At 71.0% G+C, this 21,701-nt stretch carries 14 protein-coding genes; 11 read left to right on the top strand and 3 right to left on the bottom strand.

Features of this window, described 5'->3' with window-relative positions; all coding sequences use genetic code 11:
- Positions 1-168 precede the first annotated feature (168 nt).
- A complete protein-coding gene (locus ACF053_RS21305) occupies positions 169-651 on the bottom strand; it encodes a DUF3093 domain-containing protein (RefSeq protein ID WP_391955346.1) in 483 nt (160 codons plus the stop codon).
- A 58-nt stretch (positions 652-709) separates the two neighbouring features.
- Here ACF053_RS21305 and ACF053_RS21300 point away from each other — a divergent pair, with 58 nt between their 5' ends.
- The 7 genes from ACF053_RS21300 to ACF053_RS21270 all read left to right on the top strand — a co-directional run bounded on the left by ACF053_RS21300 (position 710) and on the right by ACF053_RS21270 (position 7,491).
- Complete coding sequence (locus tag ACF053_RS21300) at positions 710-1,285, top strand: PaaI family thioesterase (protein WP_391955345.1); 576 nt, start codon at positions 710-712, stop codon at positions 1,283-1,285.
- Entirely contained in the window at positions 1,285-1,797 is a 513-nt protein-coding gene (dut, locus tag ACF053_RS21295) for a dUTP diphosphatase (protein ID WP_058943818.1), read from the top strand. The genes ACF053_RS21300 and dut overlap by 1 nt, the downstream gene beginning before the upstream one ends.
- Before the next feature lies 1 nt (position 1,798).
- Entirely contained in the window at positions 1,799-2,566 is a 768-nt protein-coding gene (locus ACF053_RS21290; protein ID WP_391955344.1) for a DUF3710 domain-containing protein, read from the top strand.
- A 144-nt stretch (positions 2,567-2,710) separates the two neighbouring features.
- Entirely contained in the window at positions 2,711-5,323 is a 2,613-nt protein-coding gene (locus ACF053_RS21285) for an ATP-binding protein (RefSeq protein WP_391955343.1), read from the top strand.
- Entirely contained in the window at positions 5,320-6,006 is a 687-nt protein-coding gene (locus tag ACF053_RS21280; protein ID WP_391955342.1) for a response regulator, read from the top strand. The genes ACF053_RS21285 and ACF053_RS21280 overlap by 4 nt, the downstream gene beginning before the upstream one ends.
- A gap of 177 nt (positions 6,007-6,183) precedes the next feature.
- Entirely contained in the window at positions 6,184-6,582 is a 399-nt protein-coding gene (locus ACF053_RS21275; RefSeq protein WP_391955341.1) for an OB-fold nucleic acid binding domain-containing protein, read from the top strand.
- Positions 6,583-6,585: 3 nt separating this feature from the next.
- Complete coding sequence (locus ACF053_RS21270) at positions 6,586-7,491, top strand: DUF3159 domain-containing protein (RefSeq protein WP_391955340.1); 906 nt, start codon at positions 6,586-6,588, stop codon at positions 7,489-7,491.
- A gap of 187 nt (positions 7,492-7,678) precedes the next feature.
- On the opposite strand, the gene ACF053_RS21265 is transcribed toward ACF053_RS21270, so the two are convergent.
- Both ACF053_RS21265 and ACF053_RS21260 read right to left on the bottom strand, forming a co-directional pair.
- On the bottom strand, positions 7,679-8,356 hold the full coding sequence (locus tag ACF053_RS21265; protein WP_058943814.1) for a potassium channel family protein: 678 nt from the start codon (positions 8,354-8,356) through the stop codon (positions 7,679-7,681).
- On the bottom strand, positions 8,356-9,024 hold the full coding sequence (locus ACF053_RS21260; protein WP_391955339.1) for a potassium channel family protein: 669 nt from the start codon (positions 9,022-9,024) through the stop codon (positions 8,356-8,358). Before ACF053_RS21260 ends, ACF053_RS21265 begins: the two co-directional genes overlap by 1 nt.
- Before the next feature lie 209 nt (positions 9,025-9,233).
- Between ACF053_RS21260 and ACF053_RS21255 the strand changes: the two genes are divergently transcribed.
- The 4 genes from ACF053_RS21255 (at position 9,234) to pglX (ending at position 21,687) form a co-directional block, all read left to right on the top strand.
- Positions 9,234-11,300, top strand: a complete 2,067-nt coding sequence (locus ACF053_RS21255) for an APC family permease (protein ID WP_391955338.1) — start codon at positions 9,234-9,236, stop codon at positions 11,298-11,300.
- Positions 11,301-11,393: 93 nt separating this feature from the next.
- A complete protein-coding gene (locus tag ACF053_RS21250; RefSeq protein WP_391955337.1) occupies positions 11,394-12,725 on the top strand; it encodes a class I SAM-dependent RNA methyltransferase in 1,332 nt (443 codons plus the stop codon).
- A 495-nt stretch (positions 12,726-13,220) separates the two neighbouring features.
- The gene (pglW, locus tag ACF053_RS21245; RefSeq protein ID WP_391955336.1) at positions 13,221-17,888 is read left to right on the top strand and encodes a BREX system serine/threonine kinase PglW; all 4,668 of its coding nucleotides are present in this window, start codon (positions 13,221-13,223) and stop codon (positions 17,886-17,888) included.
- A gap of 64 nt (positions 17,889-17,952) precedes the next feature.
- Positions 17,953-21,687 carry a BREX-2 system adenine-specific DNA-methyltransferase PglX gene (pglX, locus tag ACF053_RS21240; protein WP_391955335.1) on the top strand — a complete coding sequence of 1,245 codons (3,735 nt, stop codon included), beginning with the start codon at positions 17,953-17,955 and terminating at the stop codon, positions 21,685-21,687.
- Positions 21,688-21,701: the final 14 nt, after the last annotated feature.

The following is a 21,701-nucleotide window of genomic DNA, read 5'->3' as shown; positions in this document are numbered from 1 at the left end:
GCGTCCGTCACAGAGCCCCGTCCGGCCCGGCGTCCGCCACACACAGGGCCCCGTCCGGCGCTCGGACGGTCTCTCCGGCCCGGCGCCCGTCGGCCCACCCCGGCGTACCGCCCCTCACGGCGGCCCGGCGGCCCGGCGGCCCCCAGGCCCGCCCGGAACGGTCGGCCGTCAGCCGCGTACCGCAGCCTCGCGCGCCCGCCGCAGCGCACCCGCCAGGGCCTCCGGGTCGCGGGTCGAGAGGTACACGTACGGCGTGGGGTCGGCCGGGTCCGTCACCTCGACGCGCACCGCGCCCGGGATGTAGCTGCGCAGCACCATGAACGCCCGCGGGTCCGCCTTGTGCGTGCGCCAGGCGCGTGCCTCCTCGGCGTCGAGCACCTCCGGCTCGCCCAGCGCCTCCACCGGGATCCGGGCGTCCCCCGCGACCAGGGACCCCGCCACCACGCGCACGCGCGCCGAGCCGTACGAGCTGACGCAGATCGACGCCAGGGCGCCCGCGGCGATGACGCCCCCCAGCATCGGTACCGGGCCCAGCGGCATGACCACCAGGCCCCCGGAGAGGCCCAGCAGGGCGGCGAAGAGCCACCACTGGCCGGGCGCGGTGAGGCGTTCGTCGTGACTCGGGGCCGAGGCGCGGTCGGAAGGCTGCATACACCCAAGCTTGGCACGGTGCGACCGGTGCGCCGCCGCGCGGGTAAGGTCTGCGGCTGTGAGCACAGCACTGACGCCTCCCGCCGAGGCCCGGCCGCCGGTACGGCACCCCGAAGCCCCCGCCCCGGGTGAGCTCCTCGGGGCCCACTACGCGCACTGCTTCGGCTGCGGCGGCGGCCAGCCGCACGGGCTGCACCTGGAGGCACGTGCCGGCGAGGGCGTGACCGTCACCGCCGGGTTCACCGTCACGGCGGACCACCAGGGCGCGCCGGGCCTCGCCCACGGCGGCGTCCTGGCCACCGCGCTCGACGAGACGCTCGGCTCGCTCAACTGGCTGCTGCGGGTCATCGCCGTGACCGGGCGGCTGGAGACCGACTTCGCGCGGCCCGTGCCGGTCGGCACCGTCCTCCACCTGGAGGCCGAGGTCACCGCCGTCCACGGCCGCAAGATCTACTCCACCGCGACCGGCCGGATCGGCGGGCCCGACGGGCCCGTCGCGGTCCGCGCCGACGCGCTCTTCATCGAGGTCAAGGTCGATCACTTCATCGACAACGGCCGCCCGGAGGAGATCCGCGCGGCCATGGCCGATCCCGACCAGCTCCGGCGCGCCCGCGCCTTCGAGGTGAACCCCTGATGCGCAACCCCGTCGACGTGCTGATCCGCCGCCTGGACCCGGAGGTGCCGATCCCGGCGTACGGGCATCCCGGAGACGCGGGAGCCGACCTCGTCACCACCGAGGCCGTCGAGCTGGCGCCCGGCGAGCGCGCGGTCCTCCCCACCGGGGTGTCGATCGCCCTCCCGGACGGGTACGCGGCCTTCGTACACCCGCGCTCCGGGCTCGCGGCCCGGCTCGGAGTCGGTCTGGTGAATGCCCCGGGGACGGTCGATGCCGGGTACCGTGGAGAGATCAAGGTGATCGTGGTCAACCTGGACCCGCGTGAGAGCGTGCGGTTCGAACGGTTCGACCGGATCGCCCAACTGGTCGTTCAGCAGGTCGAGAAGGTCCGCTTCCACGAGGTGGCGGAGCTTCCCGGCTCGGCACGGGGCGAGGGGGGCTTCGGGTCCACCGGCGGGCATGCCGCCGTGGGCGGCTGGACGGGTGGGAATCAATACGCTGCGGTCGTATCCGACCGGGAAGGACAGTGACGTGTTCGGACGTCGCAAGAAGACCAGTGCCGCCGAGAACGCGGCGGGCGAGGCCGAGCAGGTCGTCGACGCGGTCGACACCGACGAGGCGGCGGACGAGGACAGCCCCCGCCGCGTGAACCTCCCGCCGGCGCCCCGGCCCGACGGGCCCTGGGACGTCTCCGAGGTGACCAAGCCCGAGGAGGGCCGCGTCGACCTGGGCGGCATGTTCGTACCGGGGGTCGAGGGCATGGAGCTGCGCGTCGAGGTCGCGGGCGACGCCATCGTCGCGGCGACGGTCGTCCTGCGGGACAGCGCGATCCAGCTGCAGGCCTTCGCCGCCCCCAAGAAGGAGGGCATCTGGGGCGAGGTCCGCGAGGAGATCGCCTCCGGCATCACCCAGCAGGGTGGCGTCATCGACGAGATCGAGGGCTCCCTCGGCTGGGAGCTGCGCGCCCAGGTCCCCGTCCAGCTGCCGGACGGCACGGGCGGCGTCCAGCTGGTGCGCTTCGTCGGCGTCGACGGTCCGCGCTGGTTCCTGCGCGGTGTCATCTCCGGCCAGGGCGCGGTGCAGCCGCAGGCCGCCGGACTGCTGGAGCAGATCTTCCGCGACACGGTCGTCGTCCGCGGCGAGGGCCCGATGGCCCCGCGCGACCCGATCGTGCTCAAGCTCCCCGAGGACGCGCAGATGGTCCCCGAGGGCGTCCAGACCGACACCGAGGGCGGTTCCCGCTTCTCCGGCGACATGGGCCAGCTCCACCGCGGCCCGGAGATCACCGAGGTCCGCTGACCGCTCCGTACGGGGGCCGGCCGGCCCGGGTGTCAGAATCCTGTCAAGACTGCCCGGAAACCACCGCCCCCGTCCGGTTCGCCTCCATCCCTGGCCTTAGGGTCGACGCTGCGCAGTCGGCAGTGCTCGGAAGACGATGAGGCCATGGGACGCGGCAAGCTACGGATCTACCTCGGCGCGGCGCCGGGGGTCGGCAAGACGTACGCGATGCTCTCCGAGGCCCACCGCCGCGTCGAACGCGGCACCGACTGCGTCGTCGTCCTCGTCGAGCACCACTCCCGGCCCCGCACCCGGGCCCTGCTGGCCGGTCTGGAGCGGATACCCCGCCGGACCGTCGAGCACCGCGGCGCCGCCCTCACCGAGATGGACGTGGACGCCGTCCTGGAGCGGCGCCCCGCCGTCGCCCTCGTCGACGAGCTCGCCCACACCAACGCCCCCGGCTCCCGCAACGCCAAGCGCTGGCAGGACGTCGAGGAACTGCTCGCCGCCGGCATCGACGTCGTCTCCACCGTCAACATCCAGCACCTGGAGTCCCTCGGCGACGTCGTCGAGTCCATCACCGGCGTGCGCCAGCAGGAGACCGTCCCCGACGAGGTCGTCCGCCACGCCGACCAGATCGAGCTGGTCGACATGGACCCGCAGGCCCTGCGCCGCCGCGTGGCCCACGGCAACGTCCACCAACCGGACCGCGTGGACGCCGCGCTCGCCGACTACTTCCGCCCCGGCAACCTCACCGCCCTGCGCGAACTGGCCCTGCTGTGGACCGCCGACCGCGCCGACGAGCACCTCCGGCAGTACCGCAGGGACCACAGCGTCTCCGCCATCTGGGGCTCCCGCGAGCGGATCGTCGTCGGCCTCACCGGTGGACCCGAGGGGCGCACCCTCGTGCGCCGCGCCGCCCGGCTCGCCGAGAGGGGCGCGGGCGGCGAGGTCCTCGCCGTGCACGTCGCCCGCAGCGACGGCCTGACCTCCGCCTCGCCCAAGGAACTGGCCCTCCAGCGGACCCTCGTCGAGGACCTCGGCGGCACCTTCCACCACGTCATCGGCGACGACGTGCCGGCCGCGCTGCTGGAGTTCGCCCGCGGCCACAACGCCACCCAGATCGTCCTCGGGGCCAGCCGCCGCAAGACCTGGCAGTACGTCTTCGGTCCGGGCGTCAGCGCCACCGTCGCCCGCGACTCCGGCGCCGACCTCGACGTCCACATCGTCACCCACGGCGCCGCCGGCCGGGGGCGCGGCCTGCCCGCCGCCCGCCGCGCCCGGCTCGGCCCCGGCCGCAGCGCCTGCGCCTGGGCCGTCGGCGTCCTCGGCCCCGTCCTGCTCACCCTGGTCCTCTCGGGCGTCGACGCCGGACCCGGCATCGCCACCGACATGCTGCTGTTCCTGGCGCTGACCGTCGCGGCGGCCCTCCTCGGCGGGCTGCTGCCGGCACTCGCCTCCGCCACCGCCGGCTCGCTGCTCCTCAACTGGTACTTCGCCCCGCCGACGCACACCTGGACCATCGCCGACCCCGAGAACGTGGTCGCCATGGCCGTCTTCTTCGCCGTCGCCCTCTCCGTCGCCTCCGTCGTGGACCTCGCCGCCCGCCGGACCCAGCAGGCCGCGCGCCTGCGGGCCGAGTCGGAGATCCTCTCCGCGCTCGCCGGCGGCGTGCTGCGCGGCGAGACCACTCTCGACGCCCTCCTCCAGGGCGTGCGGGACAACTTCGCCATGGCGTCCGTCGCGCTCTTCGAACGCCCCGACGACCACACCCCGTGGAGCTGCGCCGCCCACGTCGGCCCCGGCCGCCCGCCGGCCCGTCCCGAGGACGCCGACGTCGACATGCCCGTCGGCGACCACCTCGCGCTCGCCCTCACCGGCCGCGTCCTGCCCGCCGAGGACCGCCGCGTCCTCGGCGCCTTCGCCGCCCAGGCCGCCGTCGTCCTCGACCGCCAGCGGCTCGTCGGCGAGGCCGAGGAGGCCCGCGGCCTCGCCGAGGGCAACAAGATCCGCACCGCGCTGCTCGCCGCCGTCTCCCACGACCTGCGCACCCCGCTCGCCGCCATCAAGGCGGCCGTCTCCTCCCTGCGCTCCGACGACGTCGAGTGGTCCGAGGAGGACCGGACCGACCTGCTGGAGGCCATCGAGCACGGCGCCGACCGCCTCGACCACCTCGTCGGCAACCTCCTCGACATGTCGCGGCTCCAGACCGGCACCGTCACGCCCCTGCTGCGCGTGACGGACCTCGACGAGGTCGTCCCCGTCGCCCTCGGCGGCGTCCCGGAGGACGGCGTCGACCTCGACATCCCCGAGACGCTGCCCATGGTCACCGTCGACCGCGGGCTCCTCGAACGCGTCGTCGCCAACCTCGTCGAGAACGCCGTCAAGTACGCCCCCGCCGGCCGCCGCGTCCTCGTCTCCGCCAGCGCCCACGCGGACCGCGTCGAACTGCGGGTCATCGACCGCGGCCCGGGCGTGCCCGACGAGGCGAAGGAACGGATCTTCGCTCCCTTCCAGCGGTACGGCGACGCCCCGCGCGGCGCCGGCGTGGGCCTCGGCCTCGCCGTCGCCCGCGGCTTCGCCGAGGCCATGGACGCCACGCTGACCGCCGAGGACACCCCGGGCGGCGGCCTCACCATGGTCCTCACCCTCCGGGCGGCCCCGCCCGCCTCCGCGCCCGCCGCCGGACCGCCCGGCACCGCGGGGCCCGGTCCCGCGGTGCCGGGCCCCCGCCAGGACCCCGCCCACCCCCGACGACAGGAAGCAGGCCCCTCATGACGCGGGTGCTCGTGGTCGACGACGAGCCGCAGATCGTGCGCGCCCTCGTGATCAACCTGAAGGCACGGAAGTACGAGGTCGACGCCGCCCCCGACGGCGCGACCGCCCTCTCCCTGGCCGCCCGGCGCAACCCCGACGTGGTCGTCCTCGACCTCGGCCTGCCCGACATGGACGGGATCGACGTCATCCGGGGGCTGCGCGGCTGGAGCCGGGTGCCGATACTCGTGCTCTCCGCCCGCCACACCTCCGACGAGAAGGTCGAGGCCCTCGACGCAGGCGCTGACGACTACGTCACCAAGCCGTTCGGCATGGACGAGCTGCTGGCCCGGCTGCGCGCCGCCGTGCGCCGCGCGGAGCCGGTCGGCGGGGCCGGGGAGGGCGCCGTGGTGGTGGAGACCGAGGGGTTCACCGTCGACCTCGCCGCGAAGAAGGTCAACCGGGGAGGCGCCGACGTACGGCTGACCCCGACCGAGTGGCACCTGCTGGAGGTCCTGGTGCGCAACGCGGGCCGGCTCGTGAGCCAGAAGCAGCTCCTCCAGGAGGTGTGGGGGCCCTCGTACGGCACCGAGACCAATTACCTGCGGGTGTACATGGCGCAGCTGCGGCGCAAGTTGGAGGCCGACCCCTCGCACCCCCGCCACTTCGTCACCGAGCCCGGCATGGGGTACCGGTTCGAGCGCTGAGGCGTTCCGCTGCTGCGCCGGGCGGCCGGCCCCGCCCGCGCCCACGGGGTGCGGCGGGGGCACCCGCCAGGTGCCCGCGGCGTGCCTCGGGGGGTGGCCGCCCGGTGCCCACAGCGTGCGGCGGGGGCACCCGCCCGAGCCCGGGTCGGGTCCGGGGCGTCCCGGTAGGCTTTGCGTATGAGTGCTGCACCGCGTACAGGGAAGCCGACCGGCCGCTTCCGCCGGATGCTGGACCGCCTGGCCAGCTCCCAGGGCGACCTCGAGTCCGAGGAGCTCCGGGAGGACGCGGAGGCGACCGGGTGCACGCGCATCTGTGACTGCGGTGACCGGCAGATCGTGAAGGTGACTGGTACCTTGCGGACGGTCACCCTGCGTCCGAGGGCCGGAGTGCCGGCGCTGGAGGCCGAGCTCTTCGACGGCACGGCCCCCCTGGACGTGGTGTGGCTGGGCCGCCGCTCCATCGCGGGCATCGAACCGGGCCGCAGGCTCATAGCCTCGGGCCGGATCTCCATGAGCCAGGGGCGCAGGGTCCTCTTCAATCCGAAATACGAGCTCCGACCGCTCGGACAGGAGTAGCCGGTGACGTCACTCGACAAGCCGACCGCCGACCACGACGGCCCGCAGGGCCCGTACGGCCCGCAGGGCGGCGTAGGCGGTGGTGCCCGCGGTGACGGCGCCGCGCACCACGCCGCCGGACACGGCGCCCCCGCACTCGACGGCACGGCACCCGCCGGCACCGTACGCGCCGACGCCGCGGCCGCCGACCCCGTGGCCGCCGACGCGCGGGCCGTGACCGAGGCCGCGCTGTTCGACGCGTTCGGCGGGGTCCGCGGCATGGTGGAGACGGTCCTGCCGGGCCTCCTCTTCGTGACGATCTACACGATCAACAAGGACCTGCACGTCTCGGCGCTCGCCGCCCTCGCCGTGTCGCTGCTGCTCGTCGTCGTCCGGCTGGTCCGCCGCGACACCATGAAGCACGCCTTCAGCGGTGTCTTCGGCGTCGCCTTCGGCGTGGTGTTCGCGATGATGACGGGCGACGCCAAGGACTTCTACCTGCCCGGCATGCTCTACACCCTCGGGCTCGGGATCGCGTACATCGTGACGACCCTCGCGGGCGTGCCGCTGATCGGCCTCGTCCTCGGCCCGATCTTCAAGGAGAACCTCTCCTGGCGCACCCGTAACCCCGGCCGCAAGAAGGCCTACGCCAAGGCCAGCTACGCGTGGGGCCTGATCCTGCTGGGCAAGTGCGCGATCCTCTTCCCGCTGTACTGGTGGGCCGACACCACCCAGCTCGGCTGGGTGCTCGTCGCGCTGAAGATCCCGCCGTTCCTGCTCGCCGTGTACCTGACGTGGATGTTCCTCGCCAAGGCGCCGCCGCCGATCGACGTCTTCGCGGAGATGGAGGCGGCCGAGCGCGCCGAGGAGGAGCGCAAGGCCCAGGCCGAGGCCCGGCGCACCCAGCCGGAGCCCGAGCGCGGCGCCTGAGCGCGGTGCTTCGGCGCGGGACCCGGGCAGGGTGCCTGAGCGCGGCGCTTCGGCGCGGGACCCGAGGAGCGGCTCCCGGGGGAAGCGCCCCGGCCCGGCGCCCCGATGCCGCCCGCGTACACGGGGAGGGGCCGGGATCCGTCACGGATCCCGGCCCCTCCCGCGTGCGTGCCGGACCGGCCGCCCGTCAGCCCGAGGCGTCCTCGCGCCGGACCGACAGCAACTCCTCCAGCTGCTCCTCGCGCGCCTGCGCCGCGACGAACAGCAGCTCGTCACCGGCCTCCAGGGTCTCCTCCGGGGTCGGCGTCAGCACCCGCGAACCGCGGATGATCGTGACCAGCGAGGTGTCCTCCGGCCACGCCACGTCCCCGATCTGCGTACCGGCGAGACCGGACTCCGGGGGCAGCGTCAGCTCCACGAGGTTCGCGTCGCCGTGGCTGAAGCGCAGCAGCCGGACCAGGTCGCCGACGCTCACCGCCTCCTCCACCAGGGCCGACATCAGACGCGGCGTCGACACGGCGACGTCCACGCCCCACGCCTCGGTGAAGAGCCACTCGTTCTTCGGGTTGTTCACCCGGGCGACGACCCGGGGCACCCCGTACTCGGTCTTCGCGAGCAGCGACACGACGAGGTTCACCTTGTCGTCGCCCGTCGCCGCGATGACGACGTGGCACCGCTGCAGCGCCGCCTCGTCCAGGGACGTGATCTCGCACGCGTCGGCCAGCAGCCACTCCGCCTGCGGCACCCGCTCCACCGAGATGGCGGTCGGCGCCTTGTCGACCAGGAGGACGTCGTGACCGTTCTCCAACAGCTCACCCGCGATGGAACGCCCCACCGCGCCGGCGCCGGCGATGGCGACCCGCATCAGTGCTCGCCTCCCTCGGGGCCGTGGGCGAACGCCGCCTCGACCTTCTCGACGTCGTCCGTCCGCATCATCACGTGCACCAGATCGCCCTCCTGCAGCACGGTCTGCGACGTCGGCAGCATCGCCTCGCCCAGCCGGGTCAGGAACGCCACCCGGACCCCCGTCTCCTCCTGGAGCGTGCTCACCTTGTGGCCGATCCACGCGGGGGACGTGTGCACCTCCGCGAGCTGCACCCCACCGCTCGGGTCCCGCCACACCGGCTCCGACCCCGCCGGCAGCAGACGCCTCAGCATCTGGTCGGCGGTCCACCGCACCGTGGCGACCGTCGGGATGCCCAGCCGCTGGTACACCTCGGCGCGCCGGGGGTCGTAGATGCGGGCGGCGACGTTCTCGATGCCGAACATCTCGCGGGCGACACGCGCGGCGATGATGTTGGAATTGTCACCACTGCTGACCGCGGCGAACGCCCCGGCCTCCTCGATGCCCGCCTCGCGCAGGGTGTCCTGGTCGAAGCCGACCCCGGTGACACGCCGTCCACCGAAGCCGGAGCCGAGGCGCCGGAAGGCCGTGGGGTCCTGGTCGACGACCGCGACCGTGTGCCCCTGCTGCTCCAGGGTCTGCGCCAGGGCCGCCCCCACCCGGCCGCAGCCCATGATCACAATGTGCACGTCCGCCTACCCCGCACTCCGGGTCGCCTTGCTGACCTGCGAAAACACCCTGCTCACTCTTCTCTCTCAGCCTGCGTGCGGTGCTGTCTCGTCACGAGCTTATGCCCCGATCGATCGGTTGCCCTCATCCGCCCGCGGACGTGGGCGACGCGTCGAACCGGTCACCCGCGAGTGGGCGTGGCCCATTTGGAACGCTTACGATCCTCTCCGTGTCCAAACTGACCGACGTGCCCAAACGGATCCTGATCGGCCGGGCTCTCCGGAGCGACAGGCTGGGCGAGACGCTCCTCCCGAAGCGCATCGCGCTCCCCGTCTTCGCCTCCGACCCCCTCTCCTCCGTGGCGTACGCGCCGGGCGAGGTCCTGCTGGTCCTCTCCATCGCGGGCGCGTCGGCCTACACCTTCAGTCCCTGGATCGCCGCGGCCGTCGTGATCCTCATGTTCACGGTCGTCGCCTCGTACCGGCAGAACGTCCACGCCTACCCGAGCGGCGGCGGCGACTACGAGGTCGCCAACACCAATCTCGGCCCGAAGGCCGGACTCACCGTCGCGAGCGCCCTGCTCGTCGACTACGTCCTGACCGTCGCCGTCTCCATCTCCTCCGGCGTGGAGAACCTCGGCTCAGCCGTCCACTTCGTCATCGAGCACAAGGTCCTGTGCGCCATCGGCATCATCGTGCTGCTGACGCTGATGAACCTGCGCGGCGTGAAGGAGTCCGGCAAGCTCTTCGCCATCCCGACGTACGTCTTCGTCACCGGCGTCTTCGTCATGATCGCCTGGGGTGCCTTCAAGGGCGTCGTCCTCGACCGGACCATGCAGGCCCCCACCGCGGACTTCACGATCCGGCCCGAACACGAGGGCATCGCCGGCTTCGCACTCGTCTTCCTGCTGCTGCGGGCCTTCTCCTCCGGCTGCGCCGCCCTCACCGGCGTCGAGGCGATCAGCAACGGCGTCCCCGCCTTCCGCAAGCCCAAGTCGAGGAACGCCGCGACGACCCTCCTGCTCATGGGCGCCCTCGCCGTCACCATGTTCTGCGGCATCATCGGCCTGGCCATGGCCACCCACGTGAAGATGGCCGAGAAGCCCGCCCACGACCTGCTCCACGACGGCGTCCCCGTCGGCCCCGAGTACGTCCAGGACCCGGTGATCTCCCAGGTCGCGGCCGCCGTCTTCGGCGACGGGACGTTCTTCTTCGTCGTGCTCGCCGCGGCCACGGCGCTCGTGCTCTTCCTGGCCGCCAACACCGCGTACAACGGCTTCCCGCTGCTCGGCTCGATCCTCGCCCAGGACCGGTACCTGCCCCGCCAGCTCCACACCCGCGGCGACCGGCTCGCCTTCTCCAACGGCATCGTGCTCCTCGCCGGCGCGGCCATCCTGCTCGTCTGGATCTACGACGCCGACTCCACGAAGCTCATCCAGCTCTACATCGTCGGCGTCTTCGTCTCCTTCACGCTCAGCCAGACCGGCATGGTCCGCCACTGGAACCGCCTGCTGCGCACCCAGCAGGACCCGGCCAAGCGCCGCCGCATGATCCGCTCCCGCGCGATCAACGCCTTCGGCGCCTTCTTCACCGGCCTCGTCCTCATCGTCGTCCTCGTCACCAAGTTCACCCACGGCGCCTGGGTCGCGCTGCTCGGCATGGCGATCTTCTTCGTGACGATGACCGCCATCCGCAAGCACTACGACCGCGTCGCCCGGGAGCTCGCCGCCCCCGAGGGCCCCAGCGACGACAGCATCCGCCCCGCCCGCGTGCACTCCATCGTCCTGGTGTCGAAGATCCACCGCCCCACGCTCCGCGCGGTCGCCTACGCCAAGCTGATGCGCTCCGACAAGCTGGAGGCGCTCAGCATCAACGTCGACCCCACCGAGACCAAGGCCCTCACCGAGGAGTGGGAGCGCCGCGGCATCAACGTCCCGCTGAAGGTCCTCGACTCCCCGTACCGCGAGATCACCCGGCCCGTCGTCGACTACGTCAAGAGCCTGCGCCGCGAGAGCCCCCGCGACGTCGTCAGCGTGATCATCCCGGAGTACGTGGTCGGCCGCTGGTTCGAGCACCTGCTGCACAACCAGAGCGCCCTGCGCCTCAAGGGCCGCCTCCTGTTCACCCCCGGCGTCATGGTCACCTCCGTGCCCTACCAGCTGCGCTCGTCCGAGGTGGCCAAGGAGCGGGCGAAGAAGAACCAGGACTGGAACGCGCCCGGCTCGGTCCGCCGGGGCCTGGTGGAAACCGGCCCCCAGCGTCCCTCCGGCCGCGGGGAGCCGAACGGCAAGGAGTGACCCCGGGGGGACGTAGACTGGTGGGCTGGCGCCACGCCCGACGCGAGCCCGCCAACGGATCTCTCCGCCCCCTTCTTTTGGAGTCACCCCGCCATGCCGAAGAACGCACCCGAGTCCTCGCTCGTCGGCGAGGAGTACGAGGTCGAGGTCGGCCCCGTCGCGCATGGCGGCCACTGCATCGCCCGCACCGCGGAGGGCAGGGTCCTGTTCGTCCGGCACGCGCTGCCCGGCGAGCGGGTCGTCGCCCGGGTGACCGAGGGCGACGAGACCTCCCGCTTCCTGCGCGCGGACGCCGTCACCGTCCTCGACCCGTCCAAGGACCGCATCGAGGCCCCCTGCCCGTACGCCGGCCCCGGCCGCTGCGGCGGCTGCGACTGGCAGCACGCCAAGCCGGGCGCCCAGCGCCGCCTCAAGGGCGAGGTCGTCGCCGAACAGCTCCGCCGCCTCGCGGGCCTCACCCCCGAGGAGGCCGGCTGGGACGGCACGGTCGTGCCCGTCGAGGGCGACAAGCTCCCCGCAGGCGAGGTGCCCGCCTGGCGGACCCGCGTCCAGTACGCCATCGACGCCGACGGCCGCGCGGGCCTGCGCAAGCACCGCTCACACGAGGTCCAGCCGATCGACCGCTGCCTCATCGCCGCGCCCGGCGTCAGCGAACTCGGCGTCGAGAACCGCGACTGGCCCGGCATGGCGTCCGTCGAGGCCATCGCCGCCACCGGCTCCCAGGACCGCCAGGTCGTCCTCACCCCGCGCCCCGGCGCCCGCCTCCCCCTCGTCGAACTGGACAAGCCGGTCTCGGTGCTGCGCGTCGAGGAGAAGGACGGCGGCGTCCACCGCGTCCACGGCCGTGCCTTCGTCCGCGAGCGCGCCGACGACCGCACCTACCGCGTCGGCAACGGCGGTTTCTGGCAGGTCCACCCGAAGGCCGCCGACACCCTCGTCCGCGCCGTCATGCAGGGCCTCCTCCCGCGCAAGGGCGACACCGCCCTGGACCTGTACTGCGGCGCCGGCCTCTTCGCGGGAGCCCTCGCCGACCGCGTCGGCGACCAGGGCGCGGTCCTCGGCATCGAGTCCGGCAAGCGCGCGGTCGAGGACGCCCGCCACAACCTCCAGCACTTCGACCGCGTCCGCGTCGAACAGGGCAAGGTCGAACAGGTCCTGCCGCGCACCGGCATCACCGAGGTCGACATCATCGTCCTCGACCCGCCCCGCGCCGGCGCCGGCAAGCAGACGGTCCGCCACCTCGCGTCCCTGGGCGCCCGCCGCATCGCCTACGTCGCCTGCGACCCGGCCGCCCTCGCCCGCGACATCGCGTACTTCGCCGAAACGGGCTACCGCGTCCGCACCCTGCGCGCCTTCGACCTCTTCCCGATGACCCACCACGTGGAGTGCGTGGCGATCCTTGAACCGGCCGCGAAGAGCTCCTGACCCGCGGTTTTGTGCGTGCGCATTATGTGCGGTGTGGGCGTTACGGGCGATATCTTGACGCTGAAATGACGCTCGTGACGCTCATTTGACGCTCGTTCTGATGGGGTGTCAGGTGGCTTAGTGCTGCCCAAACTGCCTCATCAGTGCAGGTGCGGGACGCCTACACCAGCGGTTGTGTGCTTGGTGCATGAGCAGCGGCCAGGCTCGTCACCCCACGTCGTATCCGCGGGCGTTTCCCGGCCATCGGGCGGTGGATCTCTGCCCTTTGGGCCACCCCAGCTGAGTTCCCTGGCGCAGAGCTGGACCTTCCGGCGGCGTTCCTTGGTTTCCGCTGGTCAGATGAGGAGCTGGCCGTCAGGCGCAGGTTCGATTCCTTGTCCCGGTGTCAGTCCCGCCCCCTAAGATTCATTCTGCGGGGGCAGCTCCGTGTTCCTGTCGCCGCGGCAGGGTCACGGCAGGCATGAACGGGCGCAGCAGATACAGGCGGGGAGTCGCATGCTGGAAGGCCGGTGGACGACGATCACCGATTCCGAGTACGAGCACGAGCGCCGCGGTCTGGAAGCGATCCGCAGGCGCCTGCCGGACGAGGAGCCGTGGCGCGCCTGGTCGAACTTCACGTTCACTGCGAATAGCGGGCATGTCCGCGAGGTCGATCTCCTGGTGACCTCACCGGCCGGGGTGTTCCTCGTTGAGCTCAAGGACTGGCACGGATCGGTTCACGGCGGCGGCAACGACTGGGTGCAGACCACGCCCGGCGGTACCCAGCGGCGACACGGCAACCCCCTGCACCTGGCGAATCGGAAAGCCAAGGAACTGTCTGGTCTGATCAACGACGTCTCCGGTCGGCCCGGGGACCGGCCGAAGATCTGGGTGGGTGAGGCGGTTTGCTTCACCGATGACAAGCTCCGTGTGAACCTTCCGGCCGCCGATCTGAACGGCGTTTTCACGGTCAAGCAGCTCGTGGAAATGCTGGCCGAGCCGCCGGGTGACGCCCGGCGCCGGATAACGGCCGAGACATCTCGACATGTCGACGCGTCCTTGAAGAAGCTCGGCATCGCACCGATCCGCCGCCAGCACGAGGTGGGCTCCTACCTCCTGGATGCGAAGGCGTTCGACACTGGGCCCACCTGGGCCGACTATCTCGGCCGTCATTCCCAGCTGCACGATCTGGCGCGGGTGCGGGTCTTTCTCAGCGAGCGTGGTGCCTCGGACGCCGAGCGGCGTTCCGTGGAGCAGGCCGCTGCTCGCGAGGCGCTGGTGCTCAGCCGGTTCCGGCACCCGGGTGCGGTGCAGCTGAAGAGCTACCTGCCGTCGGGGCATCCGGCTGGACCGACGATCCTGTTCGACTACCACCCGGAGACTTTGCGGCTGGACGACTTTCTGGTGCAGCACGGGAAGGAGCTGGACCTGCGGGGCCGCCTCGCGCTCGTACGGCAGCTTGCCGAGACGGTGCGCTCCGCACACTCCCGCCGCGTCCATCACCGCACGCTCTCGGCGCACGCGGTGCACGTCATTCCGCGTGACCGCGGCCCGCGTGGGCGGGAGCTCAGCGAGGAGCAGCGCTGGCTGAGTCCTTGGCCGCAGATCGCGGACTGGCAGATCGCTACCGGTCAGAGCGCCAGCCGTGGCCGGCCCCTGACCCTGGCTCCTACGAACGTGTCCGGGTTCCACGTCTCGGAGCAGGCTGATCCGTATCTGGCGCCGGAGCTGCGGATTCCGAAGGCCGATCCGGTGCGCCTTGATGTCTACGGGCTTGGTGTCCTCACGTATCTGCTTGTCACCGGCCAGGCACCGGGCGCGAGCCAGAGCGAGGTCATGGCCCGGCTGGAAGCCGGTGAGAGCCTGCGCCCGAGCGCCCTGGTCGACGGGCTCAACCCGGACATCGACGACCTGGTGGAGGCGTCCACCGCGTACGAACCGGGCCGACGTCTGTCCACGGTCGACGACTTCCTGGAGATGCTGGAGTACGTCGAGCAGGCATTCACCGAAAAGGACTCCGTCGGCACGGACGCAGCTTCCGGTATGGGCGGGGACGGCGGGTCGAGATCGGAGACGGACGAGGATCGGGGCGAGCCGGAGAAGGACCCGCTGGAGGCCGTGGCCGGGGATGTACTGGCCAGGCGCTGGGAGGTTGTGCGTCGGCTCGGCACGGGCTCGACGTCACGGGCGTTCCTGGTGAGGGATCTCGCGGGTGAGCCGCGGCGCAGCGGCACCCTGCCGGTGGCGGTGCTGAAGGTCGCGTTGAGCGAGGCCAAGCACGCGGTCCTGGACCGGGAGGCCCAGGTCTTGGGCCGTATCCACCGGGATTCCAGCATCATCGCGCTGTACGAGCGGGAGCCGATGACTCTCGCGGGCCGTCGGGTACTCGCTCTCGAATACGTCGGCGATAGCCGAGAGTTGAAGGACCAGGACCGTGGTGACGGGAAGGGACCAAGGCGGCGTGAGGACACCGTCGCCCGTCAGCTGCGGGACAACGGTCGCCTGGGCATGGACCAGCTGGAGGCGTACGGGAAGTACCTGTTCGGTGCGGTGGAGCACTTGGAGGCGGAAGGAATCTGGCATCGGGACCTGAAGCCGGACAACATCGCGATTCGGATCCGTCCCAACGGCACTCGACAGCTGGTGCTCATCGACTTCTCGCTAGCCGGATACCCGGCGAAGGAGATCGATGCGGGCACCGAGGGCTACCTCGACCCGTTCTTGGGCATCATCACGCGCGGCTCGTACGACGGGCACGCCGAGCGGTACGCCCTCGCGGTGACGTTGCACGAGATGGCGTCGAACGAGCTGCCCCGATGGGGCGACGGCGCCGTCACAGCTCGGCAGACAGATCCGAAGGAGTGGCCGTACCCGCAGCTGGCGGCCGACGCCTTTGAGCCGGCGGTCCGTGACGGCCTGGTGGCCTTCTTCCGCAAGGCTCTGGCGCGGGACGTGAAGGACCGGTTCTCGGACCTGAAGCCGATGGAACGTGCCTGGCAGGCGCTCTTCCTGGATGCGCAGCGGACAACGGCTCCGAGCTCCGGGCACGGTACGGCGAAAAGCGCAGGGATCACGCAGGAAGCCGGGCCGCAGATCGGACGCGAGGACGACGATGCCTCCGTCGAGCAGGTTCGTGACCAGCAGGCGGCGAGGGCCGACCGTACGACGCCTCTGTCCGTGGCAGGTCTGACGCTCTCCGCGCAGTCCCAGCTGTTCGCCATGGGACTGAACACCGTCGGGGACGTACTGGACTACTCGGCGAGGAAGTTCCTCACTGCGCCGGGCATGGGCTCGCGCACACGGGAGGAGATCCAGCGCCGGCAGAAGGAGTGGAACCTCCGCCTCGGCAAAGCGGCCCCCGCGCCACTCAGCGCGGAAGCCCGCAAGGCAGCCGGTCAGGAGATCACCGAGCTGGAACAGGCGGTCGCCGATTCGGTCGCCGCCGGCGGCGGAAACGTCACCGACCCGCAGCTGCTAGGCGCACTGAGCCTGGACGCGCTCGCCGCTCGCCTGGTGCCAAAGCCATCCAGCGGCAGCGCCCGCTCCAACGCCAAGGAGCGCGAAGCGGTCCGGCTGCTGCTGCGGCTGCCCAACGAGGCGGGCGAGCTGCCCGAGGGCCTGGCGTGGGTCCGGCAGCGGGACGTCGCCGACGCGGTGGGCCTGACCGCAGGCCGTATCCCGCAGATCGTGAAGAAGGCGCGCGAGCGCTGGTTCGAGGACGCCGCCCTTGGGCTGTTGCGCGAGGAGGTGGTGGAGCTCCTTGCCGAGCGCGGCCGGGTGGCCCCGGTGATCGAGCTCGCCGACGCGCTGATCGCCCGGCGCGGCACCCAGCACGTGGAGCGGCGCGACCGGCGCGCGCTCGCCCTGTCGCTCCTGCGCGCGGTGGTGGAGCGAGAGAGCTACGACAACGAGTCCCCGCCGCTCTTCCGCTACTTCCACGCCCGGATGCCCAAGGGCGCCGAACCGGTGCTCGGCCTGCTCGCCCTGGACGTCCGGGAGGGAGTGGACGGCCCGGACACCCCGACGTTGCCCGCCCTTCAGGACTACGCGCTCAACCTGGGCGCGCGGGCCGACCGACTCGCGGAGCTGGAGTCCCTGCCGACGGCCAGCACCGTCCTCACCGAGCTGGACGCGGTACGACGGCCGCCGGGAAATCTGGGCTGGGACGAGCGACGCACCGCCGAGATTGCGGTAGCAGCCTCCACCCGGGCCGCCCTCACCCCCCGACTGGAGATCTACCCGCGCGACCTTGACCTCGTGCGCGCGCTGCGAATCACCCAGGCTGGTGTGGTCGCCGTGCAGCCGGGCGTCGAAGAGGAGCGGCAGCCGGGCCTGACGGTGGACGCCCTCCACAAGCGGGTCTCCACCCGCTTCCCCGACCTGGGCACGGACCCGCTGGTGCCGCGGGAGCTGCCCACCGGCAGCGCACTGGTCCGCGGCCTGAAGCAGGCCGGCTTCGAGCTGAAGCTGGCCACCCGCTACGACAAGGTGCTCCGCCTCATCCCGGACCGTCCGTCCGGGGACGCCACCACCGGGCTGACCTCGGCGAGTTGGGGCGCCTCGGCTGCCCGCCGCTCTGCCCCCACCCAGTACGACGCGAACGCGGCCGTCGCAGCCGCCGTCAAGGCCGAGCAGCGGCTCACGCACTCGGCGCGGCAGGACGGCTTCCGGGTGCTGACCGTGCCCCACCGGCGCGCCGAGGACGCGGTGCGGCACCTGGCTGGCGAACCGTATGAGGCTCGGCCGGTGTCGCTGACCGGGCTCTTCGTCGACGAACTGCGCGGCGTGGTCGGCGAGGCTGCCCGACCGACCTGGGAGACCGTCCTCAAGGCGGACGCCGCCGACCCGGGCAGCCGGGCCCACCAGCAGCTGCGCATCCGCACCGACAAGGCGTGGGGGCGGGTCGAGCCGCAGTTGCGGGAGCGCCTCGCGGAGGGACAAGGCCCGCTGCTCCTCACCGACACTGCGGTGCTCGCCCGGTACGACGCTTTGGACTTGCTCGGCCGGCTCGCGGAGGAAGCGCGGCAGGGCGGCAGCCCGTTGTGGCTGCTCGTCGCCCAGTCCGACCCGGCACGGGCACCGCGGCTGGCCGGGCAGAGCGTGCCGTACCAGGCGGGGTTCGACGAGTGGATCGTCGTGCCCGACGCCTGGGTCGCGCGCAAACACCTCGCACCGGACGCCTGACCCTTTTCCCCCTTCTGACCTGATCTTCTTCCGCCCTCTCCGATTTCTCCTCAGGAGCCGTTCCGTGATCGACCGCAAGAGCCTCCTCGCCGACCTGCAGAAGCAGGTCAAGGCGGCAGAGACCGACCTTGAGCAGCAGGTCAAAGCTGTCCCCGAGGTCGGGACGCGGCTGCGTCGCGAGTATGAGCAGGCTCGGAAGCTGGGCCGTACGGCGGCGACCTGGAACGCCTGGCTCGGCGAGCGCGTTACCCAGGTTGCGGTGGCCTGGGTACTCGGCACGGTCTTCGTCCGTTTCAGCGAGGACAACCATCTGATCGCCGAGCCATACATCACCTCCCCCGACGTGGCCGGACGGGAAACCGCCCAGGCGCGGTACGAGGAGTACCTGGAGAAGGTCGTTGACCCGACGTACCGGGGATGGCTGGAGACTGCGTTCGCCGAACTCGGCGCCGGCCAGGCCGGGCAGCTGCTCTTCGACCGCGATCACAACCCGCTCTACCAGATCCCCCTCTCACACGACGGTGCGGGCGCGCTGCTCGCGTTCTGGCGCGAACAGCGCGCCGCCAAGGATGAGGCCGACAGCGACGGCGGGGCCGGCGGCTCGGTCCTCGTCCACGACTTCACTGACCCGCTGAACGAGGATGGCACCAAGGGCTGGGACACCCGGTTCCTTGGTGACCTGTACCAGGACCTCAGCGAGGCGGCCCGCAAGACGTACGCACTACTGCAGACACCGGAGTTCGTGGAGGAGTTCATCCTCGATCGCACGATGACCCCGGCGGTGCGAGAGTTCGGCTTCGAAGAACTGAAGGTGATCGATCCGACGTGTGGGTCCGGACACTTCGTGCTCGGTGCGTTCCGGCGGCTCGTGCGTATGTGGGCTGAGCAGCGGCCCGAGGTTGGCACGCACGAGAGGGTGCGAGCGGCACTCGACTCGGTGCACGGGGTGGACCTCAACCCGTTCGCGGTCGCAGTGGCCCGCTTCCGACTCCTGGTCGCGGCAATGGCCGCGAGCGGAATGCGTACCTTCGAGGAGGCACGGCGCTACGAGTGGCCCATCCAGCTCGCGGTGGGCGACTCGCTCATCAAGAACCGCCAGCTGGAGCTGCAGTTGGGGCTCGGGTTTGACGAGGACGGCAACGCGGCTGGTGACCCGCTCGCCGAGTTCTCGTACGCAACGGAGGACGTGCACGAGTACCCCGGGATTCTGGACCAGGGGCGGTACCACGTGGTGGTGGGAAACCCGCCATACATTACGGTCAAGGACAAGAAGCTCAACCAGCTGTACCGAGAGCTGTACGACGCCTGCGCGGGGACATACGCGCTTTCTGTCCCATTCGCCCAGCGGTTCTTTGAACTGGCCAAGCGGGGCGGGGTCGACGGAAACGGCTACGGGATGGTCGGCCAGATCACGGCCAACTCCTTCATGAAGCGGGAGTTCGGTACGAAGCTGATCGAGGAATACTTCGGCCACAAGGTCGAATTGACTGAGGTTATCGACACTTCGGGGGCCTACATTCCCGGGCACGGGACGCCGACGGTCATCCTCGTGGGGCGGCCGCGGGAGGGGACTAAGCGGCAGGTGACGATCCGGACGGTGCGGAGTGTGCAGGGTGAGCCTTCGGCGCCCGAGAAGGCGGAGGAGGGGCTGGTTTGGCGGGCGATCGTGGACCAGATCGACCAGCCGGGGAGTGTGGGGCAGTGGGTTTCAGTTGACGACCTGGAACGGGGGATGTATTTCGGCAAGCAGCCCTGGATCCTGGCCGACGGGGGCCTGGAGCTGAACCGAACAATCGGTCGCTTCGCAACCACTAGACTCGAAGAAGTGCAACGCTCTATCGGTAGGTACGCACACACCGGAAATGATGTTGCCTATTTCGCTCCATCGCGAACCTGGCGTCGATTTGGTGCGATCGAGGCGCATACGGTCCCCTTGATTACCGGAGAAGACGTCCGGGACTGGAACTTGAATCCGGCAACAGAAGCACTGTTCCCGTACGGGGATTCGTTGCGCGCTGAGTTGACAAGCGACACCGAGCGCCTCCTGTGGCGCAATCGCACCTCGCTGCGTGGGCGTCAAGAGCTCGGGGGAACGCCCGAGGAAATCGGCCTTGCTTGGTATGAATGGAGTCGCTGGCACCCGGAGCGCTTCTCAGACCCTATGGGAATTTCTTTTCCCTTCGTGGCTACACACAATCATTTCGCCCTCGATCGTGGCGGCAAGGTATTCAATCGCCACGCGCCCGTTATCAAACTGCGGGAAGGGGCCACGGAAGAGGAGTACGTTCGGCTGCTTGGGTTGCTCAACAGCTCCACGGCCGGGTTCTGGCTGAAGATGGTGAGTCACGACAAGGGCAGTCAGGGGGTGAACGAAGGGTACAAGTCTCAGGTCTGGGAACGTTTCTACGAGTTCACCGGTACCAAGCTCCAGGAATTCCCCCTCCCTGCTAGCTACCCCAGCATCGTCGCCACCGAACTCGACTCTCTCGCCCAGCAGCTCTCCGCCACGACCCCCGCCGCCCTCGCTGCCGAGGCGGTTCCCACCGCTTCCGCTCTCCGTGCGGCCCAGGTTCGCTATGCCTCCCTCCGCGCCCGCATGATCGCGCTCCAGGAGGAGCTGGACTGGCAGGTGTACAACCTCTACAGCCTGCACTCCGAGGACCTGCGCCTGCTTGACGTCGCCGCCGTGCCCGAACTCGCCCTTGGAGAGCGGGCGTTCGAGATCGTGCTTGCGCGCCGGGTGGAAGCTGGGGAGGCCAGTGACGAGTGGTTCAAGCGGCATGGATCCACGCCGATCACTGAGATCCCCACCCACTGGCCCGCCGAGTACCGCGCCCTCGTGCAGAAGCGCATCGACGTCATCGAGTCGAACCGTGCCATCGGCATGGTGGAGCGGCCCGAGTACAAGCGGCGCTGGGCCACCGAGGGCTGGGACGCGATGCGGCAGAAGGCCCTACGTTCCTGGCTCCTGGACCGGATCGAGGACAGTGCGTACTGGTTCGATGCCAACGGAAATCCCACCGTCACCACTCTCGGCCGACTCGCCGAGGCGCTATCTGCAGACGAGAACTTCACTTCTGTCGCCGAGCTGTACGCGCCCCGGCAGGATCTCGCGAAGACCGTCCGTGAGTTGCTGTCAGAGGAGCATGTGCCGTTCGTCGCCCCGCTGCGCTACAAGCCGGCCGCGCTGAAGAAGTGGGCCGACTGGGAGCATGTGTGGGACCTCCAGCGCGAGGAGGACGCGGCGCCGGACGAGCCCGCCAAGCGGAAGGTCCGTGAGCGGACGCCCGTGCCGCCGAAGTACACCTCGGCAGATTTTCTGAAGCCGAGCTACTGGCGTGCGCGCGGCAAGCTCGACGTGCCCAAGGAGCGGTTCGTGTCGTACGGCACGACCAACGCGCAGTCGCCGGAACTGTACGGGTGGGCCGGCTGGGACCACTTGGAGCAGGCGCTCGCCCTTGCCTCGTACATCCAGCAGGCTGGGCTCGGTGACGACGACCTCGTGCCGTATCTGGCCGGGCTGCTTGAGCTGCAACCGTGGCTGGAGCAGTGGTACGGCGAGTATGACCCGGAGTTCGGGGCGTCGCCGGCCGCCGAGATCTTGGCCTTCCGGCAGCAGAAGCAGGGCGAGCTCGGGCTGACTGACGACGCGCTGAGGGCCTGGCGCCCGGCCGCCGCCACTCGAGGGGGCGCGAAGAAGGCAGCCGCGCCCAAGAAGCGAACGGGCGCGAAGGCCGCCGTCCAGATGTCCGTCACGGACACTGTCATTGATGCCGTCACCGGCGCAGAGTCCGACTGAGCAGGGCGAGGAGC

The organism is Streptomyces kanasensis (genome assembly GCF_043077165.1).
Classification (GTDB): domain Bacteria; phylum Actinomycetota; class Actinomycetes; order Streptomycetales; family Streptomycetaceae; genus Streptomyces; species Streptomyces changanensis.
The sequence above is the reverse complement of the archived record's forward strand: the minus strand, read 5'-3'. Positions and strand labels throughout refer to the sequence as shown.